The sequence below is a fragment of the Acinetobacter sp. UBA801 genome, assembly GCA_002296655.1.
In the GTDB taxonomy this organism is placed as follows: Bacteria; Pseudomonadota; Gammaproteobacteria; order Pseudomonadales; family Moraxellaceae; genus Acinetobacter.
The window spans coordinates 13,608-30,411 of record DBIN01000029.1; the positions used below are offsets into that span (position 1 = coordinate 13,608).

The following is a 16,804-nucleotide window of genomic DNA, read 5'->3' on the forward strand; positions in this document are numbered from 1 at the left end:
TAAAAAATCAATATAAATCAAATAATCTCGTATTGTTTCAATAACTCATTCCAGCTTTCAATGCTCGTCACAGGTGGATTGTCTGCAAAAATGGTTTTAAGCTGCACAGGTCCATTTTGCTGCCAAGCTGGTGCAAGGTCTTTATCAACCAAACGTGCGCGAACGCCTTCGACAAAATCTGGGTGGCGAATTTTCCAGTCTGAAATTTGCGTTTCCAGTTCGAATACTTCATTCCAAGCGTGAACTTTTTTGCCCCATTGCCATAATAACCACGTTAACGCCGCTGTGGTTGGTGAACCTTTTTGTAAGTTTTCACTGGCTTGACGTAGCCAATCACTACGCGCATCACTCAAACCAATAATCGACTCATAATCACTTTCAAAACTCACACCACGGCACACGCTTTGAATGACATCCAAAGAGTTTTGTAACGGACCTGGTCCTACAGGACGGTGCATGCTGTTCAAGGTATCATCAATGGCACGGAAGTCACCTGCAGGGTAATGATTCCAGTCGATATTAATGACTTTATCTAAGACTGCTGCACGCTGTGCATCACAAATATGCGTTGCCCAACCAATGCCATAAGCACCCGCTGCAGTCATGATTGAACCTGTTAAACCAGTGAACAAACCAATCGCACCACGGTCTGCCAAGAAACGGGTTGCACCTACATCTGGGTATAAACCAATGTTAATTTCTGGCATAGCTAAACGTGAATACGGTGTGACCAAACGAAATGGTGCAGCCATAAATAGGCCTAAACCACCACCCATGACATAACCTTCACCCCACACTAAAACAGGCTTAGCATAGTTATGTAGCAACAAGTCCAACGCATATTCTTGCTCAAAGAACTTATTTGCAGTTGCAACTTCATCATTAATGACAAGCTGACGTAACTTGCGTACATCACCACCTGCACAAAATGCTTTTGGTGTCGTCGAATCTAGCCAAATTGCTTTTACGCTATCGTCTGTATGGAAATCTTGAAATACTGCCAATAATGCAGAAACAATAGATTCATCTAAAGCATGCAAAGATTTTGGGCGATTCAAACGAACAATGCGCCAACCGTTATTTGCTTCTTCGACAATTAAATCCGGATGATATTCTTTAGAAATGGGAGAATGTGTCATGCGTCCAGCTGCCAGTCTATAGGCTCAATGCCATTTTGTTTAAGATAATTATTTGATTTTGAAAATACTTTACACCCAAAGAAACCACCACGGTTTGCTGCCAATGGCGATGGATGCGCTGCCTTCAAAATCAGATGTTTATTTGGATCTATACGTTGTCCTTTACGTTGTGCATATGCGCCCCACAAAATAAACACAATATGCTCACGTTGTTGATTTAACACATCAATCACATGATCTGTAAAATCTTCCCAACCCTGCTTTTGGTGCGAGGTAGGTTGTCCTGCTTCTACCGTTAACACGCTGTTAAGCAGCAATACCCCTTGCTCTGCCCAGTGCGTTAAATCACCGTGTTTTGGAATAGGCACACCTAAATCTGTATGTAACTCATGGAAAATATTACGCAAAGATGGTGGCAATGCAACCCCTCTTTGTACAGAAAAGCTAAGCCCATGTGCCTGGTTAGGTCCGTGATAAGGGTCTTGCCCAATAATCACGACTTTCACCTGATTTAAAGGCGTGGTATTTAGCGCATTAAATATCAGTGAACTTGGTGGATAAATCACCTTATTCTGTTGTTTTTCTTGCAACAAAAAATCGCGTAGCGCATCCATTTTTGGACTCAATAAAAATTCGGCTAGATTATATTTCCAACTCTCATCTAACTGAACTTTATTTAAGCTCGCATATTGCTGCTCAGTAAAAGACATACTGCTATCAATCCTTGTTGATGTCTAAAGATGTGATTTAAAGTTTAACTTGTAACTCTACATTCGGGTTTTGGAATGTCATCCCCTGTTTTAATTTTTCATACATCTGTGGGTCTGACCATTCTGTCTGTACTTGCTCAGAGAAATGAATTTGATCCAAACTTAGCAATCCCATCTGTGCATTTTCAATGTCTTCCAAAAAGCTTTGTGCATAACCTGTATCGGTTTCATGCACAATTACCGAATAGACTTCCACATCACCTTCCCCATTTTGTGTGATAGTTGATGCCAAAACTTGCTGTGCCAAATAAAAGAAAATACGTGAAAACTGTTCTGCCGATGGTGATACGGGTAAAGATACCCAACGTGCGCTGAATGTTTTGCAGGCTTGAATATATGCAGGATCATCCTGCTGCCAAAAACAAATGGCATGATCAAAGGCATCAAATAATTCTTTGATTACGCCTTTTAGCAAACCAAAGTCATATACCATTTGACCATGATCAAGTTTTGTAGCTTTCAGTAATAATTCTACTTTGTAGCTATGACCATGAATCGAGCGCTTACAGCGGTCTGAAGTGCAATTACGCACAATATGCGCATTTTCAAACTTAAATAACTTTCGAATTAACATGGGGCTTAACGTCATCAAAATATTTAGGGGATATTCTTTGTAATTATAATGCAAAACGTAAACAATAAGCCAATTTTAGCCCGCAGATTGCCAGACAAAAATCATAATGATCGGTTTCAGTACAGACATGCAATGCAATTACTTTTAAATGATGACAACTAAGTTAACATTTAATGATAAAAATTAAAATGGCGCCAGACTTCGCCCACTGACAATGACAGATTTTTCGCTACGCACCAAATTACTGCTAAATTGACGTTTGCGCTCGCCCAACACCACTTCAATTTTGGCTTTGAAATATTGTGATTGCACACCCAATAAACCTGTAAATTCATTGCGTATCGCGCTATCGACAGCTTGAAAGCCTTCTAGTTCCCACAAACCATTTACATTGCTAAAGTGCTCTAAATTGGCATTACGACGATCAAGTAGATTTTGTACTGCTACCACATCCAGCTTTTCATCTAAGCTCGCCAAAACCAAAGCAGGTGCGGTGTTAATATTGATAGTGGTATCCCGTTTTGGCAAGGCACTAACATAAGGCGCAATTTGCTGATACTTCGCACCCTCAAAACCACGGACTTGTTTTAATTCTTCTGCACTGTGAAATAAGCTATTGGGCGGTAAATAAGGAATTGCTAAACCTTGGTAATAACTCGACTCTGCACCCATTGCACCACTCGGTTCATCATCTGCATCTTGCCAGTCAATCACGGCTTCACTTAATTGGGCAGGCAGCCCGACACGCTGTAACAGTTTTTCAAAATATTTTTTTGCTTTTTCGTTCACCTGATCTTCGGTTGTCAGCAAACTATTTAAATTAAATTTCCCGGACTCATCTTGCAACACGCCCGATACATAACCATCTTCGACTGGAAATGGCGGCATCGGTTTTGCCCAATTTTCTTGTAAGTGATCAACTTGGCCTGCATTTTTAGCATCATCTTGCAGTAATTCTGCAAAAAATAATTCGGCACTTTTGGCATATAACAATGCTTGATTTTGACGCATCAAATACGCAGTATTTTCACTGGTGTACATTTGCCGTTTGGCTATGGTTGCGGCCAAAATTGTAGCTAAAGCAACCAGCATCAAAATCGTAATCAAGGCGATACCTTGTTGTGATTTGGTGATGCTACCTAAGCGCTGAATCGATTTTGCATACATTGCCATTGCGCCTTTAATTGTCTTTCTTCTTTAAAAAATCTGTCTGCAATAAGCTAAATATCCATTCATATTGCACGTCGCGCACGGTTAAATTTATTTTTATTCCTTTCGGGAGCAGCCTTAATTGTTCAGTTTGCTGCGAATCAACACTGCTTTCCGGCCAACTGCTTAATTCATTTGGATTCAATACCACAATCTCAAAAGCTTCGACTTCATCCAACATTACGCTCGATTCAGGCTGATCATTGCCCGTTTGATGCAAGTTACGATATTTTAAACGATACAATTTTTTTTCATCGGCACGATATTGATATTCTACGCGTTCATGGGGTGAAATACCTTGCTGCAAAGGATCCGTCACACCAGTTTTACTGAAATTAAAACGTCCGTTTTGTAAAACTAAAGCAGGTTGTTGCTGTCCTTTAATATTGGCTGTTAATGGAACAGCCTGCATCGTGTCACGTAAAATTTGTTGATAGCTTTCTTGCAACTGTTCTAAATCAGCCTCGTGCATCGCATTGCGGTCTTTGACTTTGGCGAGATAATCAAATTCTTTCCAACCCAAAGCAGACAGCACTGCAAAAATTGCAATGGCGACTAATAGTTCAACCAAAGTGAAGCCTTTCTTTGCGTTCATGACTGCTGCTCGCGGGCATTAAAAAACACCACAGAAGTCACCCCTGCTTCAACTTGCCCTGTATCTTCATTATATAAACTGATTTGAAGATCAACACGCTGCACATTTGGGCTAATGGTCGGCTGTGTGGACTTGTCAATCTGCCATGATTCACCCTGTTGGGTCACTTGCTTGGACTCTGTACCACTTAACCATTGCCGATTCATTTCCATCAATGCCACTTCATTCAAAGCCACAAATTGCGCTTTTGTTCTTAAAATCGCATTGGCGGTGGATTGGGTATATTGCATCGCCACTTTGGTCATTGCCATGGCTGCTGTTGCGAAAATTGCCAAAGCCACCATAACTTCAAGTAGTGTAAATCCTTTAGCTTTCATGGATTTTTCCTAAATGATCGACCTCTATTTCCGCACCCACAGGACGCTGTTCTAAATAGAACTGAATACGCACAGGTTTGGCTTCGCCATTGCCTAGCCAAATCAATGCAGGCGCATTACCTTGCAGCAACTCGCTATTGTTGGCATTCGGATAGCTTTGTTCTAAAGATAAAATTTGGATAGAAACTTGTTCAGGCAACGTTCTGCTTTTAAATTCGCTGTAGCTTTGCCATTTTTGATTATTTTGCAGGCTTAACTGTTGTTCTGTGGCATAAGGCTGATATTCCAACACATCATAACGTGCAGGTGAAACATCGGTTGATTGATGCAAATTGAGTGCAAAAATACGCGCTTGATCATTGGCTTCACGATTCAGCTTACGCAAATCCAATAAAAACACTTCACGCGCCTGCATGGCTTTACGCTGATCAACACCGCCAATATTCATTAAAACCAGCGATGCCATAATCGCCATAATAACAATCACCACCATCAATTCAATGAGCGTAAAACCGCGAACCGAAGACAGTGGTGTGTTCATAGCGTATTAATTCAATTGCTCGAAAGATTGTGCTTGTTTGGGCATCGCCAACGCTTGGTCAATATAGGCCACCCGCAGAGTATCCCGCGAGCCTAAATAACGCTGATAGAAACTTGAGTTTAAAATAGCCGCTGCACCATGCGTAAGTGCCCAAATTGAAGCCAAATAATCACGCACTTCCATCTGGCTGTTAATAGATTTCAAATATTGTTCAGTCATACGAATAATGATGCGTAATCGGCTTTTGCGGACTTGGTATAGTTCACTAAATAACAAGCCAATGCCAACACCCGTTGTAGAAAGGCGTTCTTCAATTTGGTGAAAAAGTACGGTACGCTCTGGATGATGCAAGTGATGCAGCATAAAAAATGCTAGATGTTCAGGAAACTGTTTTTCCGCGTCTTTAATCATTTCTAGCAACATGCGCTCATTTCGAATAATGAGCAACATATAGAGTTCATCTTTACTTTGAAAGTGTTTGTATAGAGTACCTTTGGCCAAGTCCAGTTCTGCTGCCAAAGCATCAAGGGTCATTCCTGCTTCACCATTTTCCAAAAGCAACTGCTCTGCCACTTGGAAAATTAACGTTTCTCTTGCTCGAAACTGAGCCTGACGATCCATCTTCACCCGATAAACTCTCTTTTCACTATTCAATCAATTGAAATTTTTAATATACCACCACAACATTCGGTATTTACATCGATCCACAATTCAAATTAATGTCCTTTGAGCAGGTTTTCAAAGTTTTGTGTTGTTATGAAAGCAATTTCCTCTAAGGACTTATCATATACATCACATAGGGCTTTGGCTACATACGGAACGTATTTTGGCTCATTTGTCTTACCGCGATATGGCACAGGTGCCAAATATGGACTATCAGTTTCAATTAAGACACGATCTAAAGGCACTTGCTTGGCCACATCACGTAAATCTTGTGCATTTTTGAAGGAAATAATGCCTGAAAACGACACATAATAACCGCAATCTAACACCGCTTTGGCAGTTGCCCAGTCCTCTGTAAAGCAATGTAATATGCCATGCGTCGATTTTTCAGCACGAATAATATCCACTGTATCATGCTTAGCAGCACGGGTATGAACTACCACTGGTTTTTTTACGGCTTGTGACGCATGAATATGTCGTGCAAAACAGGCTTTTTGCTCTGAGACAAAATCGGTACTGTGAAAATAGTCCAGACCTGTTTCGCCCAAAGCCCAAACCTTGTCTGCTTGTGCCAAAGCGATCAGTTGTTCGGTAGTGGCGCGTGCCATATTTTCAGCGTTTTCACAAGGATGCACACCCACGCTATAACCGACATCGGCATGCCGTGCTGCAATTTTTGACAATGCAATATGATCGTCTAAATCGACAGAGATACCCATAATTTTAGACACACCCGCTTGGCGTGACTGTGCAATTGCTGCATCTAAGTCACCATCATAAGGGCTTAAATCCAACATCGTTAAATGACAATGTGTATCTACAAACACGATTTTTTCCTAAAAGCAAACAACCTACATAGTGTAACTGTTACGGTTGTCAGACTTAAGCCCCGCAAGGATTCTTTCGGCTTCAGATTTGTAATAAACGCCTTTTTCACCGCTCAGTTGAATGCCAAAGCCTTGCAATTTAATGCCGTTTTGTTTTTGCGAAATCCAGATGACTTTTCCTGTGAGTGGAATTTTTTGTGATTGTTCAGGCAAAGTTGCGAGCACAAAGATTTCTTCACCCATTTTCACAGGCTGTTTAGAGGGTACAAATAAGCCACCGCCCACAACGTATGGCATATAACTTAAATATAGCGTTTCGACATCAGGAATATTGGCCTGAATAATACCGCCCATACGTGGTTGCATCATGTTCCCCTTAAATATTCATTAACTTAATACAGAGCTGATCAAGCACCAGATTACTTTGCACGTTTTGCTCAAGCAGTGGCTTGGCTTGCTGTAATTCTGCGTATAAACCAAACAGACTTTCCAAGTCATATTGTTCAGCCAAATGCTGCAAAGCGGTGCTTAAATCCAAATTTTTAATGCTTTGGTTTAGCTTGACACAAATTAAATCACACAACAAGTATTCAAACATCTGACTAAAATCAGTAAAGCTCAGCGCCTTGTTCCACTTGGTTGCGATTGCCATGGGCATATTTTTTTGCGTCACCAGTTTATACCAGTCTTTAATAAAGTCTGTACGCTGCTCTAGCCATTCTGCCTGTGCTAACTGCAGAGCCTGTAACGGCATTTGATTGGACAAATTCATCAACAATTGCTGTTTGTTTGCATCTAAATCAGGCAAATGCTGCTGTAAATATGCTGCAGCCTGTGCTGCATCAATACGGTCTAAAGCGAAGTGCTGTAAACGACTGCGAATGGTTGCAGGCAATTTAAGATAATGATCTGCCAGCAAAATAATCACGATGCGATCACCCGGTTCTTCGAGGGTTTTCAGCAAGGCATTGGAAGATGCAATATTTAAGGCTTCGGCAGGTTCAATCACAACTACCCGCCAACCATCTACCGTTTGCTGGACAAAAGGTAATAAATCACGGATCTTCTCGATCTTAATTTTCGCGTTTTGCTTTTTATTCTCTTCATCGGTGCTGATATAGACATAATTCGGATGTGTATCTGATTTTAACCATTGACAACTACTACATTCACCACAAGGCTGTGACTGCACATCACGCTGCTGGCATAAAATCCAAGCCACAAATTGCTGTGCAAAAGTATCTTTACCGCAACCCTGTTTGCCATAAAACAATAAACCATGCCCCATTTTGGGAAATCGTCCAGTCAGATTTTCCCAAACTTGTTGCTGCCATGGATACACTTGTCCAATTATATCACGTTGCATGGTAGGTGGTTCACTTACTCAAAATGGGCAATATCCATTGCATTTAAACGGTCTAAGTCTGCTTGAGTATCTACACCTGGTGGTAAATTGGCTTCTGCTACTGCAATAGCAATACGGTGTCCATTTTCCAAGACACGCAATTGTTCTAAGCTTTCTAACTTTTCCAATGTTCCCATTTCCCAAGTCACATATTCTTGCAGTAATTCCACACGGTAAGCATACAAACCTAAATGACGATAAGCATGTGCATGCAATTTTGGTGTTTCTACTTTTGCAGCATCGCGGTCATACGGAATTGTGGCACGGCTAAAATACAAAGCCTGATTGTGTTTAGACATGACCACTTTAACAATGCTGTCGCGGGTAAATTCATCAAGTTGCTGAATCGGCTCACACAGCGTAGACATCGAACATTCAGGTTGAGCCTCGAGCAACTGCGCCACTTGTTGTACCAGTTGTGCAGGCAAAAGTGGTTCATCACCCTGCACATTGACAATAATATCGTGTTTATCCCAACCTTTAATGCGCGCCACTTCGCTTAAACGGTCTGTGCCTGATGGGTGATCTGCCGAGGTCAGCACTACATCAACTCCTTCGGCACGACATAACTCAGCAATACGAGCATCATCGGTCGCCACACACAAGTCATCAAAACCTGCCACTTTTTTAGCCTGATCGACTACACGTAAAATCATGGCGCGACCATGAATTTCCAACAAAGGTTTGCCTGGTAGACGTGAGCTGGCATAACGTGCAGGGATAACAATGTGCTTCATAATGTTCCTTCAGGCAGGTTTAAACCTAATTGTTTCAATTGTTGATGTAAGGTGGCATAGCAGGCCGATGACAATACTGCCTCTACAGGCACGACCCAAATTTCACGCTGAAAATCTGGATATTGCTTCAACAATGCTAATAATTTCACTGCATCTTTTTCTGTGGTAATGATCGGTTGCGAGTCGTCAAACTGCAAATCGGTAATTTCATAGTCATGGTGATCTGGAAATTCGTGACATTGAAACTGCGTTACTCCCATTGACTCTAAAGTTGTGTAAAATCGTTGAGGAAAACCAATACCAACCACCGCATAAAAATTTTGGGTTCGGTCAAAAATCAGTTCTTGTTGAGGATGCAACAAATACGGTGCAGCCACTGCGAGATGCATATTTAAGTTCGAGTGCGGTTGTGCTGCATGTTCAATCACGGTGGCATCATCCAAACGTGATTTTGGTTCTCGCAAATAACCTTCAGGCAAAATTCTCTCGTTACCCAATCCACGGTTATTATCTAAAACAATCCATTCCAGTTGACGGTTTAAAGCCAAATGCTGCAAACCATCATCACTGATAATCAAGTCTAAATCATGCTGTTCAAGCAATAGCTCAATACTTTTTTGACGGTTTGGCCCGACAGCCATCGGCACACCTGTTGATTGCACAATCAAGGTTGGCTCATCGCCTACTGCCTCAACATCGGCATCAATACCCACATAGGCTGGAAATGGACCTTTGCCGCCATATCCACGGCTAATCACACCAACACGGACATTTAGGCTTTGCAGATATTTCACCAAGTGAATTAACAAAGGAGTTTTGCCACTCCCCCCTACGGTTATATTACCAATCACCATCACAGGTACGGGAGCGGTATAAGCGGTTTTAACCCCTGAACGATATAAGTTTTGATTGAGCAAACTCACGCCACGGTACAATAAAGACAAGGGTCTAAGCACAACCAGCCATTTGGCTTGTTGCTGCCAAGCGTCCTGAATAAATTGTGCCAAAGACATGAATTAATGTTCCTCGAAGTTACGTTGATGCAACTGGAAATACGCACCTTTTCGGGCTATGAGCTCCTGATGGGTGCCTTGCTCTAAAATACGTCCCTGATCCATCACCACAATACGATCAGCATTTTCAATGGTAGATAAACGGTGTGCAATGACAATGGTCGTACGGTCTTGCATGGCTGCATCAAATGCACGCTGAATAAAATATTCAGATTCATTATCTAAAGCACTGGTGGCTTCATCTAAAATTAAAATTGGTGCATTTTTTAAAATAGCACGGGCAATGGCAATACGCTGGCGTTGACCACCTGACAAATTCAAACCCTGCGCACCCAATGGTGTGTCATAGCCTTGTGGTAAAGCCATAATAAAATCATGTGCATAGGCGGCTTTGGCTGCAGCAATCACCGCGTCATCACTCGCACCTTCAAGCTGACCATAGGCAATATTTTCTCGTACCGTACGGTTAAACAATACCACTTGCTGATTGACCATAGCAATTTGGGAGCGCAGACTATTCAACTCAATGTCACGAATATCATGCTGATCAAACAAAATTTGCCCTGAAGATACTTCTTGAAAACGTACCAACAGATTGACTAATGAGGTTTTTCCCGCACCTGAACGACCGACCAAAGCCACAGTTTCACCCGCCCTGACATCCAGATTAAAATCATGAATGGCATGATGTCCATCGGAATACACTAGATTCACATTTTTAAATTGCAAATTACCTTTTAAGTCCGGTGTAAGCGTGCCGTGATTGTCTTCTTCCGGCATATCTAGCAATTCAAAGACCGAATGCGCTGCTGCCAAACCGCGTTGTAATTTTTCATTAATATCGGTCAGGGCTTTGATTGGCTTACTCAACATGCCTGCTGCAGTAATGTATGCCACAAACTCACCTGCTGAAATATCACGCAAAATTTCAGGTCGTAATGCAATCCAAATAATAATGGCCAACGCAATCGACATAATAAACTGTACGACTGGGCTGTTCAATTGTTGCACAGCCACCATCTTTAGACCACGACGTAAATTTTCTAAAGAATTTTCTTTAAAACGGGTTTGTTCATAGCTTTGGCCACCAAAGCCTTTCACCACTAAATTACCATTTACAGTTTCTTGCACCACGTGGTTTACATCACCCATGGTGTCTTGCACTTGAATAGATAAACGACGCATACGTTTTGCAGCTTTACGAATCAGCAAGCCAATTAATGGGCCAAAGACCAAAATACATAAGGTCAAACGCCAGTTGGTATATAGCAAATAGCCGAGCAAGCCGAGTGTAATCAAACCCTGTTGTACCAATGTACGCAGCGATTCTGTAGATGCAGCGGTCAACTGCTCTACGTTATACATAATTTTGGCAGTAATGTGCCCACTGGTATTATCTAAGTAATACTGTGCAGGTAAACGCAGCAATTTAGCAAAGACTTCCTGACGGATATTGAATACCAAATTACGTGAAATCACTGCTGTATAGTAACCGCCAATAAAAGTTCCTAAACCACGGAAAAACATCAGCGCAATGACTAGCAGCGGAAATAGCGTAGTGAAAGATTGATCGCGCTCCTGAATGGCATTAATAATTTTTTCCAAGAGTTTTGCCACAGATACCTCTGTGGCTGCATTGATGGCGAAACCAATAAACACCAAGATTGCCAGACCCCAAAATGGGAGCAAATATCTCAGAAGACGGCGATAGACCTGTAAATCCTTCTTCACTAATAACCTCGAGTTGGGACTTTCGTACTGATATTGATGTTGACGAAACCAAGTTGTCCTGCGACATCCATTACTCGAATCACATCTTGATGAGTGGCTTTGGCATCTGCAGCAATGATAAACATTAAATCGCGCCGATCTGGAGAGATTTGTTTAATTGCTGTGCTTAAATCTGCCACCCCCTTAGTCGAAAGCGCTTGACCATTGACAGAATAATGCCCTGAAGAATCTACCACCACTTCAATTTTATGTTCATAAGATTTTGGTGGTACACCTTGCGCATCTGGCAAAGTTAAATTCATACGGCTAAATTGGTTAAATGTGGTCGAAAGCAACAAAAACACCAAGATGAACAGTAAACAGTCAATCATTGGGGTCAAGTTAATATGAATATCTTCAACTTGCGAGCGTTTGAACTTCATAAACTCACCTTAGCTAACTTTTTTCACATCTTGCACATCTTCATCAAGCTGATGAGGCTGACGCTGATAAAATAATCCTGCGTGAAACAAAGTCGCTTGTTGCTCTAGCTCAGCCGTATATTCTTGCACCAAACGCTGAAAATAACGATAGGCAAATAAAGCTGGAATTGCAATCAACATACCAGCTGCAGTGGTAATTAAGGCTTTAGAAATCCCTGGAATCATTAAGGTGGGATTGCTTGCACCCACATCAATCACTAAAAATGATTCAATAATCCCAAGCACTGTACCCAACAAACCCAATAATGGCGCTACTGCACTGAGCGTACCCAAGAAGTTGATATTTTTTTCCAAATAACCAATTTCTTGCGAGGCGGTAGCTTCCATTTGTGCACGCGCATAGTGTTCTGATTGTTGTTTGTTACGCTCACCCGCCTCAAAAATACGGCCTAATGTGCTGTTTTTTAAGTTGGCGCTTTGATTTAGTTGTTGTAACACAGTCGCTAAACTTTGCCCACGGTTGAGTAACAACGCATTAGGCAAAATACCTGCACGCTTTAAACGCATAAAACGCTCAATGGTAATTGCAACGGTAAATACCGAGCACAATACCAAAGGCAGCATCAGCCAACCACCCGCTTTTACCAATTCCCACATTCGCTTTCCCCAATAAATACGAATTAAATTAATCGGACAGGCAAATATTTAAAATACCATCCAGCTCTTCCAGAGAGTGATAGCTGATGGTCAATTTGCCCTTACCTTGCTTGTTATAATCAATTTTAACATCTGCACTAAAACGCTCAGAGAGACGTTGCGTGAGTTGTTGAATATCAGGCGCAATAGCCGCTTTCGGCTTTTCTTGTTTTGGTGCATTAAAGTCACGCACCAATTGTTCGGTTTGACGCACCGATAAATTCTTTTCAATCACATGCTGCGCGACCTTGAGCTGATCTTTAGCTTTCAAAGTTAAAATAGCACGTGCATGCCCCATATCTAGCGAGCCTTGCTGCATCAACTCTTTAACGGGCTCAGCCAAAGTAAGTAAACGCAATAAATTACTGACTGTAGTACGCGCTTTACCGACTGTTTCAGCAATTTCTTGATGACTCAAGCCAAACTCATCATGAAAGCGTTGCAGCGCCATTGCCTGATCAATCGGATTAAGATCTTGACGCTGAATGTTTTCAATTAATGCCAAAGCAATCGCGACCTGATCGGTCAAATCACGCACAATCGCAGGAATTTCAGTTAAGCCTGCCAACTGTGCAGCACGCCAGCGACGTTCACCTGCAATAATTTCATAAGGATGTTGCTCGTCATCAATCGGACGAATCACAATCGGCTGCATTACACCATGTTTTTCAATAGATGCCGCCAATTCCTGCAAATCTTGTTCTTGAATAAAACGACGCGGTTGATATTCACCACGTTTTAATAAATTGACATCAATTTGTTTTAGCTGACCATGATCCAAAGATTGCACTTCAAGTTGTAGTTTTTCTTTTTGGATTGACCCCAATAATGCATCCAAACCACGACCTTTGGCTAATCCGCGTTTTTTTGTGGTCATGCTTTACTTCCTTTTTTCACTTTGTTTTTTTTCAACATTTCAGCTGCCAAATTCAAGTAAGCAACTGCGCCCTTTGAGCTTTTTTCAAAATAAATGACGGGTAAACCGTGTGCAGGTGCTTCTGCCAAACGTACATTACGCGGAATCACGGTGTCGTATAATTTTCTACCAAAATAGTGCGATAATTCTTCAGACACGTCACGTGTTAAGGCATTACGCGCATCATACATGGTGCGTAATACACCAATAATTTCTAAATCAGGATTGAGTGCTTGTTGAATACGGTCAATGGTTTGCGTCAGGTCAGCCAAACCTTCAAGTGCGTAATATTCACACTGCATTGGAATGATCACACTATGCACTGCTGCCAAAGCATTCACGGTAATTAAGCTTAAACTTGGCGCACAATCGACAATAATATAATCAAAGTCTTTGGCGACTTCCTGCAAAGCATTGCGCAAAATAAACTCACGTCCTTCTTGCTCAGCAATCACCAATTCAACCCCTGCCAAATCACGGTTGGCACCCAAAACCTTATAACCAACTTCTGCTTTGCTTATTGCGGTTTCAATCGGGACTTCGCCCAACAATACATCGGTCACAGAATACAGCAAATCATTTTTTTGAATGCCTGAACCCATCGTGGCATTGCCTTGTGAGTCCATATCGACCAACAAAACGCGCTTTTTCAAAACAGCCAAAGATGCTGCCAAATTTACTGCGGTTGTGGTTTTTCCGACACCACCTTTTTGGTTCGCAATCGCAATAATTTGTGCCATGATCACCCTAGTCCTTTGAAAATTAAATACGTTTTAATAAAAGTAAATGACGTTGTTCGTCTAAGCGCGGAACTTCAAGCTCGATAATTTCACAGCTAAATTCATCTTTCAATGCTTCTATTTCATCGGCAGGAATCAAACCTTTCATTGATGCAATAATACTTTGCTCATGCATAAATGGTTTTGACGCAGCCACAAAATCCGTCAAAGATGCAAAAGCACGGCTGGTCACCACATCAAACTGACCTAATTCGCGAATGCTGTCTTCATTTTCAACACGAGTTTGAACCGCCACTACGTTTTTCAATTTTAAATCGGCAATAAATTGTTTTAAGAATCGAATCTTTTTACCATTTGAATCCAATAACACGCAATCGCGTTCAGGCTGACACAAGGCAATAATCATGCCTGGCATACCGCCGCCTGTCCCAATATCCAGTAAACGACCAGCAGGTAAATCTTTTAGGATGCTCAGACTGTCTAGCAAATGCTTAACCAGCATTTCTTTCGGGTCACGAATTGCAGTGAGGTTGTACGCTTTGTTCCATAGCACCAAAGCATCTTGGTATTTGAGTAATAAATTTAAAGCCTCATCACTGAGCTCTAAACCTAAAGCCTGACTACCTTGCTTGAGTTCCTGAAAAAACAAATGCATCACAATTCACATCTCGAAAAAATTAATGGAAGTATACCGATTTATAGTTGCAGTCATAGGGGCGAATGCTTAGTGAATATGCACTTAAGCGTACACACCCTGCTGAATTTGTTGATCTAGCGCATTTAATCGTTCAGGAGTGCCAACATCCATCCAAACACCCTGCAATTTATGTGCAGAAATTTTTTCTTCCTGCATGGCTTGTTTAAGCAATGGTGCAAGCGGACGCTTACCTGATTCCAAACCGCCAAACATTTGCGGATGCATCACTGCTACGCCACTATAAGTCAGATTTTCACCTGAGCGTGCTTGCTCAAAAGTATAGGCCTTGTTTGCAGCCAAAGTGAAATCACCTTGTGGATGCTGCACAGGATTTTCCACTAAAACCAAATGTGCCAAATCATCTTGAAGCTGCACATTTAATAATGGCGCAAAATCCATGGTGGTCCAAACATCGCCATTCACCAATATAAAAGGTTCATTGCCCAATAATGGCAATGCTTTGATGATACCACCTGCTGTTTCCAAACCTTGGCCTTCATGCGACCACAAAATTTTCACACCAAACTGTGAACCATCACCCAAAGCTTCTACGAGTTTTTCACCCAACCATGCCGTATTGATAACAATTTCCTGCACACCAATCTTTTGTAATTTTTCGATGTGCCACACAATTAAAGGCTTTCCACCGACTTTCAATAAAGGTTTAGGCGTATGCAGCGTTAAAGGACGCATGCGATTGCCCATTCCTGCAGCAAGAATCATGGCTTTCATTTAGGCAACCACCTCATACTGACCATATTTTGCTATAAATTTTGGCATCACAGTCGTGTGAATAAAGTGCATAAATGGTTGTAATTCTGAATAAGGCTTACTTTCTTCCAATAAATACCACATCACGCGCGGTAAATCTTTGAGATAACCCGATTTGCCATCACGCTCATATAAACGCACAAAAATACCTAAAATTTTGATATGACGCTGAATCGCCATCATATCGGCATCTTTTTTAAATTGTTCAAAATCGCGTTCTTGTTTAGATGTTTCTGGTAACAAATCATAGAACATTTTAAACCAACGATAAACATGCTTTGCATTCCACTGCACATAAGCATCGCGGGTAATCGAAATTAAGTCGTATGTATCTGCACCAATGACCGCATCCTGAAAATCGATCACACCAAGCTCTGTGTCATCGCCTAATTTCATTAAGTTACGACTATGAAAATCACGATGCACAATCACTTGCGGTTGTGCCACGGCAGCATTGGCTAAAATAGCAAAAGTGCGTTTAATTAAGGCACTTTCTTCCGCACTTGGCTGAATTTGTAAGGCTGGCAATAACCAATCAGTGAGCAACTCCATTTCACTAATCAATTTGTCATAGGAATATTCAGGGAATTGTGCCGCACCATCAATACTTTGCAATTGAATTAACTGTTTAAAACACTGCGCATAGTAGTCATCTACAGTCTGATCATTTAGCAAGGTCGATAACAAAACATCGCCAAAATCTTCAAGCAACAAAAAGCCTTGTGTCAGGTCTTTGGCTACAATTTTTGGCACGCGCACGCCATGGGCAGCAAAAAATTCATCAATCGTCACAAAAGGACCACAATCTTCTTTTTCTGGTGGTGCATCCATGAGCATAAATGTTTTATTATTCAACTTGATTCGTGCGTAACGACGAAAACTTGCATCACCTGCTAAAAAATGAGTTTCAAATTGATCTGAACCAAGTACAGATGTTATCCATGTTTGTATCAATTGTTCGCGTTGTGTATTCATTTGCAA

General features: G+C 41.5%; 21 protein-coding genes. All 21 read right to left on the bottom strand.

Annotation, left to right across the window (positions count from 1 at the left end; translation table 11 throughout):
- Positions 1–17: 17 nt before the first annotated feature.
- The 21 genes from B2W49_RS06205 to B2W49_RS06305 all read right to left on the bottom strand — a co-directional run bounded on the left by B2W49_RS06205 (position 18) and on the right by B2W49_RS06305 (position 16,798).
- Positions 18–1,139 (bottom strand): enoyl-CoA hydratase/isomerase family protein, encoded by a 1,122-nt coding sequence (locus B2W49_RS06205; RefSeq protein WP_291335550.1) that lies wholly within the window; start codon positions 1,137–1,139, stop codon positions 18–20.
- Positions 1,136–1,849: a uracil-DNA glycosylase gene (ung, locus tag B2W49_RS06210; protein ID WP_291335552.1), complete on the bottom strand. Its 714-nt coding sequence runs from the start codon at positions 1,847–1,849 to the stop codon at positions 1,136–1,138. Before ung ends, B2W49_RS06205 begins: the two co-directional genes overlap by 4 nt.
- Positions 1,850–1,886: 37 nt before the next feature.
- Positions 1,887–2,483, bottom strand: a complete 597-nt coding sequence (locus tag B2W49_RS06215) for a 6-pyruvoyl trahydropterin synthase family protein (protein WP_291335554.1) — start codon at positions 2,481–2,483, stop codon at positions 1,887–1,889.
- A gap of 183 nt (positions 2,484–2,666) precedes the next feature.
- A complete protein-coding gene (gspK, locus tag B2W49_RS06220; RefSeq protein ID WP_291335556.1) occupies positions 2,667–3,650 on the bottom strand; it encodes a type II secretion system minor pseudopilin GspK in 984 nt (327 codons plus the stop codon).
- Positions 3,651–3,663: 13 nt separating this feature from the next.
- Entirely contained in the window at positions 3,664–4,287 is a 624-nt protein-coding gene (gene gspJ / locus B2W49_RS06225; RefSeq protein ID WP_291335558.1) for a type II secretion system minor pseudopilin GspJ, read from the bottom strand.
- Positions 4,284–4,664: a type II secretion system minor pseudopilin GspI gene (gene gspI, locus B2W49_RS06230; RefSeq protein ID WP_291335560.1), complete on the bottom strand. Its 381-nt coding sequence runs from the start codon at positions 4,662–4,664 to the stop codon at positions 4,284–4,286. The genes gspJ and gspI overlap by 4 nt, the downstream gene beginning before the upstream one ends.
- Positions 4,654–5,205 carry a prepilin-type N-terminal cleavage/methylation domain-containing protein gene (locus tag B2W49_RS06235; RefSeq protein WP_291335562.1) on the bottom strand — a complete coding sequence of 184 codons (552 nt, stop codon included), beginning with the start codon at positions 5,203–5,205 and terminating at the stop codon, positions 4,654–4,656. Before B2W49_RS06235 ends, gspI begins: the two co-directional genes overlap by 11 nt.
- A 6-nt stretch (positions 5,206–5,211) precedes the next feature.
- The gene (locus B2W49_RS06240; RefSeq protein ID WP_291335647.1) at positions 5,212–5,826 is read right to left on the bottom strand and encodes a TetR/AcrR family transcriptional regulator; all 615 of its coding nucleotides are present in this window, start codon (positions 5,824–5,826) and stop codon (positions 5,212–5,214) included.
- Positions 5,827–5,921: 95 nt separating this feature from the next.
- Positions 5,922–6,695 carry a TatD family hydrolase gene (locus B2W49_RS06245; RefSeq protein ID WP_291335564.1) on the bottom strand — a complete coding sequence of 258 codons (774 nt, stop codon included), beginning with the start codon at positions 6,693–6,695 and terminating at the stop codon, positions 5,922–5,924.
- 24 nt (positions 6,696–6,719) lie between these two features.
- The gene (locus B2W49_RS06250) at positions 6,720–7,061 is read right to left on the bottom strand and encodes a PilZ domain-containing protein (RefSeq protein ID WP_026438361.1); all 342 of its coding nucleotides are present in this window, start codon (positions 7,059–7,061) and stop codon (positions 6,720–6,722) included.
- A 10-nt stretch (positions 7,062–7,071) separates the two neighbouring features.
- Positions 7,072–8,061: a DNA polymerase III subunit delta' C-terminal domain-containing protein gene (locus B2W49_RS06255; protein WP_291335565.1), complete on the bottom strand. Its 990-nt coding sequence runs from the start codon at positions 8,059–8,061 to the stop codon at positions 7,072–7,074.
- Between the two features lie 14 nt (positions 8,062–8,075).
- Entirely contained in the window at positions 8,076–8,837 is a 762-nt protein-coding gene (gene kdsB, locus B2W49_RS06260) for a 3-deoxy-manno-octulosonate cytidylyltransferase (RefSeq protein WP_291335589.1), read from the bottom strand.
- Positions 8,834–9,850 (bottom strand): tetraacyldisaccharide 4'-kinase, encoded by a 1,017-nt coding sequence (gene lpxK / locus B2W49_RS06265; protein ID WP_291335591.1) that lies wholly within the window; start codon positions 9,848–9,850, stop codon positions 8,834–8,836. Before lpxK ends, kdsB begins: the two co-directional genes overlap by 4 nt.
- A gap of 3 nt (positions 9,851–9,853) precedes the next feature.
- The gene (gene msbA, locus B2W49_RS06270; protein ID WP_291335593.1) at positions 9,854–11,581 is read right to left on the bottom strand and encodes a lipid A export permease/ATP-binding protein MsbA; all 1,728 of its coding nucleotides are present in this window, start codon (positions 11,579–11,581) and stop codon (positions 9,854–9,856) included.
- The gene (locus B2W49_RS06275) at positions 11,581–12,003 is read right to left on the bottom strand and encodes an ExbD/TolR family protein (protein WP_291335595.1); all 423 of its coding nucleotides are present in this window, start codon (positions 12,001–12,003) and stop codon (positions 11,581–11,583) included. Before B2W49_RS06275 ends, msbA begins: the two co-directional genes overlap by 1 nt.
- Positions 12,004–12,012: 9 nt before the next feature.
- Positions 12,013–12,660 carry a MotA/TolQ/ExbB proton channel family protein gene (locus B2W49_RS06280; RefSeq protein ID WP_291335597.1) on the bottom strand — a complete coding sequence of 216 codons (648 nt, stop codon included), beginning with the start codon at positions 12,658–12,660 and terminating at the stop codon, positions 12,013–12,015.
- A 28-nt stretch (positions 12,661–12,688) separates the two neighbouring features.
- Positions 12,689–13,576 (bottom strand): ParB/RepB/Spo0J family partition protein, encoded by an 888-nt coding sequence (locus B2W49_RS06285; protein WP_291335599.1) that lies wholly within the window; start codon positions 13,574–13,576, stop codon positions 12,689–12,691.
- Positions 13,573–14,355: a ParA family protein gene (locus B2W49_RS06290; protein ID WP_291335601.1), complete on the bottom strand. Its 783-nt coding sequence runs from the start codon at positions 14,353–14,355 to the stop codon at positions 13,573–13,575. Before B2W49_RS06290 ends, B2W49_RS06285 begins: the two co-directional genes overlap by 4 nt.
- Positions 14,356–14,377: 22 nt before the next feature.
- Positions 14,378–15,010, bottom strand: coding sequence for a 16S rRNA (guanine(527)-N(7))-methyltransferase RsmG (rsmG, locus tag B2W49_RS06295; RefSeq protein WP_291335603.1), 633 nt, complete (start codon positions 15,008–15,010; stop codon positions 14,378–14,380).
- Between the two features lie 84 nt (positions 15,011–15,094).
- The gene (murU, locus tag B2W49_RS06300; RefSeq protein WP_291335605.1) at positions 15,095–15,784 is read right to left on the bottom strand and encodes an N-acetylmuramate alpha-1-phosphate uridylyltransferase MurU; all 690 of its coding nucleotides are present in this window, start codon (positions 15,782–15,784) and stop codon (positions 15,095–15,097) included.
- Positions 15,785–16,798, bottom strand: coding sequence for an aminoglycoside phosphotransferase family protein (locus B2W49_RS06305; RefSeq protein WP_291335607.1), 1,014 nt, complete (start codon positions 16,796–16,798; stop codon positions 15,785–15,787).
- Between the last annotated feature and the right edge of the window lie 6 nt (positions 16,799–16,804).

What these genes read in the sequence shown, in the direction of transcription:
- lpxK (WP_291335591.1), bottom strand. Translation starts at nt 9,850, where the DNA reads ATGTCTTTGGCACAATTTATTCAGGACGCTTGGCAGCAACAAGCCAAA.
- murU (WP_291335605.1), bottom strand. Translation starts at nt 15,784, where the DNA reads ATGAAAGCCATGATTCTTGCTGCAGGAATGGGCAATCGCATGCGTCCT.
- B2W49_RS06205 (WP_291335550.1), bottom strand. Translation starts at nt 1,139, where the DNA reads ATGACACATTCTCCCATTTCTAAAGAATATCATCCGGATTTAATTGTC.
- rsmG (WP_291335603.1), bottom strand. Translation starts at nt 15,010, where the DNA reads ATGCATTTGTTTTTTCAGGAACTCAAGCAAGGTAGTCAGGCTTTAGGT.
- B2W49_RS06275 (WP_291335595.1), bottom strand. Translation starts at nt 12,003, where the DNA reads ATGAAGTTCAAACGCTCGCAAGTTGAAGATATTCATATTAACTTGACC.
- B2W49_RS06250 (WP_026438361.1), bottom strand. Translation starts at nt 7,061, where the DNA reads ATGCAACCACGTATGGGCGGTATTATTCAGGCCAATATTCCTGATGTC.
- gspK (WP_291335556.1), bottom strand. Translation starts at nt 3,650, where the DNA reads ATGTATGCAAAATCGATTCAGCGCTTAGGTAGCATCACCAAATCACAA.
- B2W49_RS06235 (WP_291335562.1), bottom strand. Translation starts at nt 5,205, where the DNA reads ATGAACACACCACTGTCTTCGGTTCGCGGTTTTACGCTCATTGAATTG.
- B2W49_RS06290 (WP_291335601.1), bottom strand. Translation starts at nt 14,355, where the DNA reads ATGGCACAAATTATTGCGATTGCGAACCAAAAAGGTGGTGTCGGAAAA.
- B2W49_RS06255 (WP_291335565.1), bottom strand. Translation starts at nt 8,061, where the DNA reads ATGCAACGTGATATAATTGGACAAGTGTATCCATGGCAGCAACAAGTT.
- B2W49_RS06215 (WP_291335554.1), bottom strand. Translation starts at nt 2,483, where the DNA reads ATGTTAATTCGAAAGTTATTTAAGTTTGAAAATGCGCATATTGTGCGT.
- kdsB (WP_291335589.1), bottom strand. Translation starts at nt 8,837, where the DNA reads ATGAAGCACATTGTTATCCCTGCACGTTATGCCAGCTCACGTCTACCA.
- gspI (WP_291335560.1), bottom strand. Translation starts at nt 4,664, where the DNA reads ATGAAAGCTAAAGGATTTACACTACTTGAAGTTATGGTGGCTTTGGCA.
- B2W49_RS06280 (WP_291335597.1), bottom strand. Translation starts at nt 12,660, where the DNA reads ATGTGGGAATTGGTAAAAGCGGGTGGTTGGCTGATGCTGCCTTTGGTA.
- B2W49_RS06285 (WP_291335599.1), bottom strand. Translation starts at nt 13,576, where the DNA reads ATGACCACAAAAAAACGCGGATTAGCCAAAGGTCGTGGTTTGGATGCA.
- gspJ (WP_291335558.1), bottom strand. Translation starts at nt 4,287, where the DNA reads ATGAACGCAAAGAAAGGCTTCACTTTGGTTGAACTATTAGTCGCCATT.
- B2W49_RS06240 (WP_291335647.1), bottom strand. Translation starts at nt 5,826, where the DNA reads ATGGATCGTCAGGCTCAGTTTCGAGCAAGAGAAACGTTAATTTTCCAA.
- ung (WP_291335552.1), bottom strand. Translation starts at nt 1,849, where the DNA reads ATGTCTTTTACTGAGCAGCAATATGCGAGCTTAAATAAAGTTCAGTTA.
- B2W49_RS06305 (WP_291335607.1), bottom strand. Translation starts at nt 16,798, where the DNA reads ATGAATACACAACGCGAACAATTGATACAAACATGGATAACATCTGTA.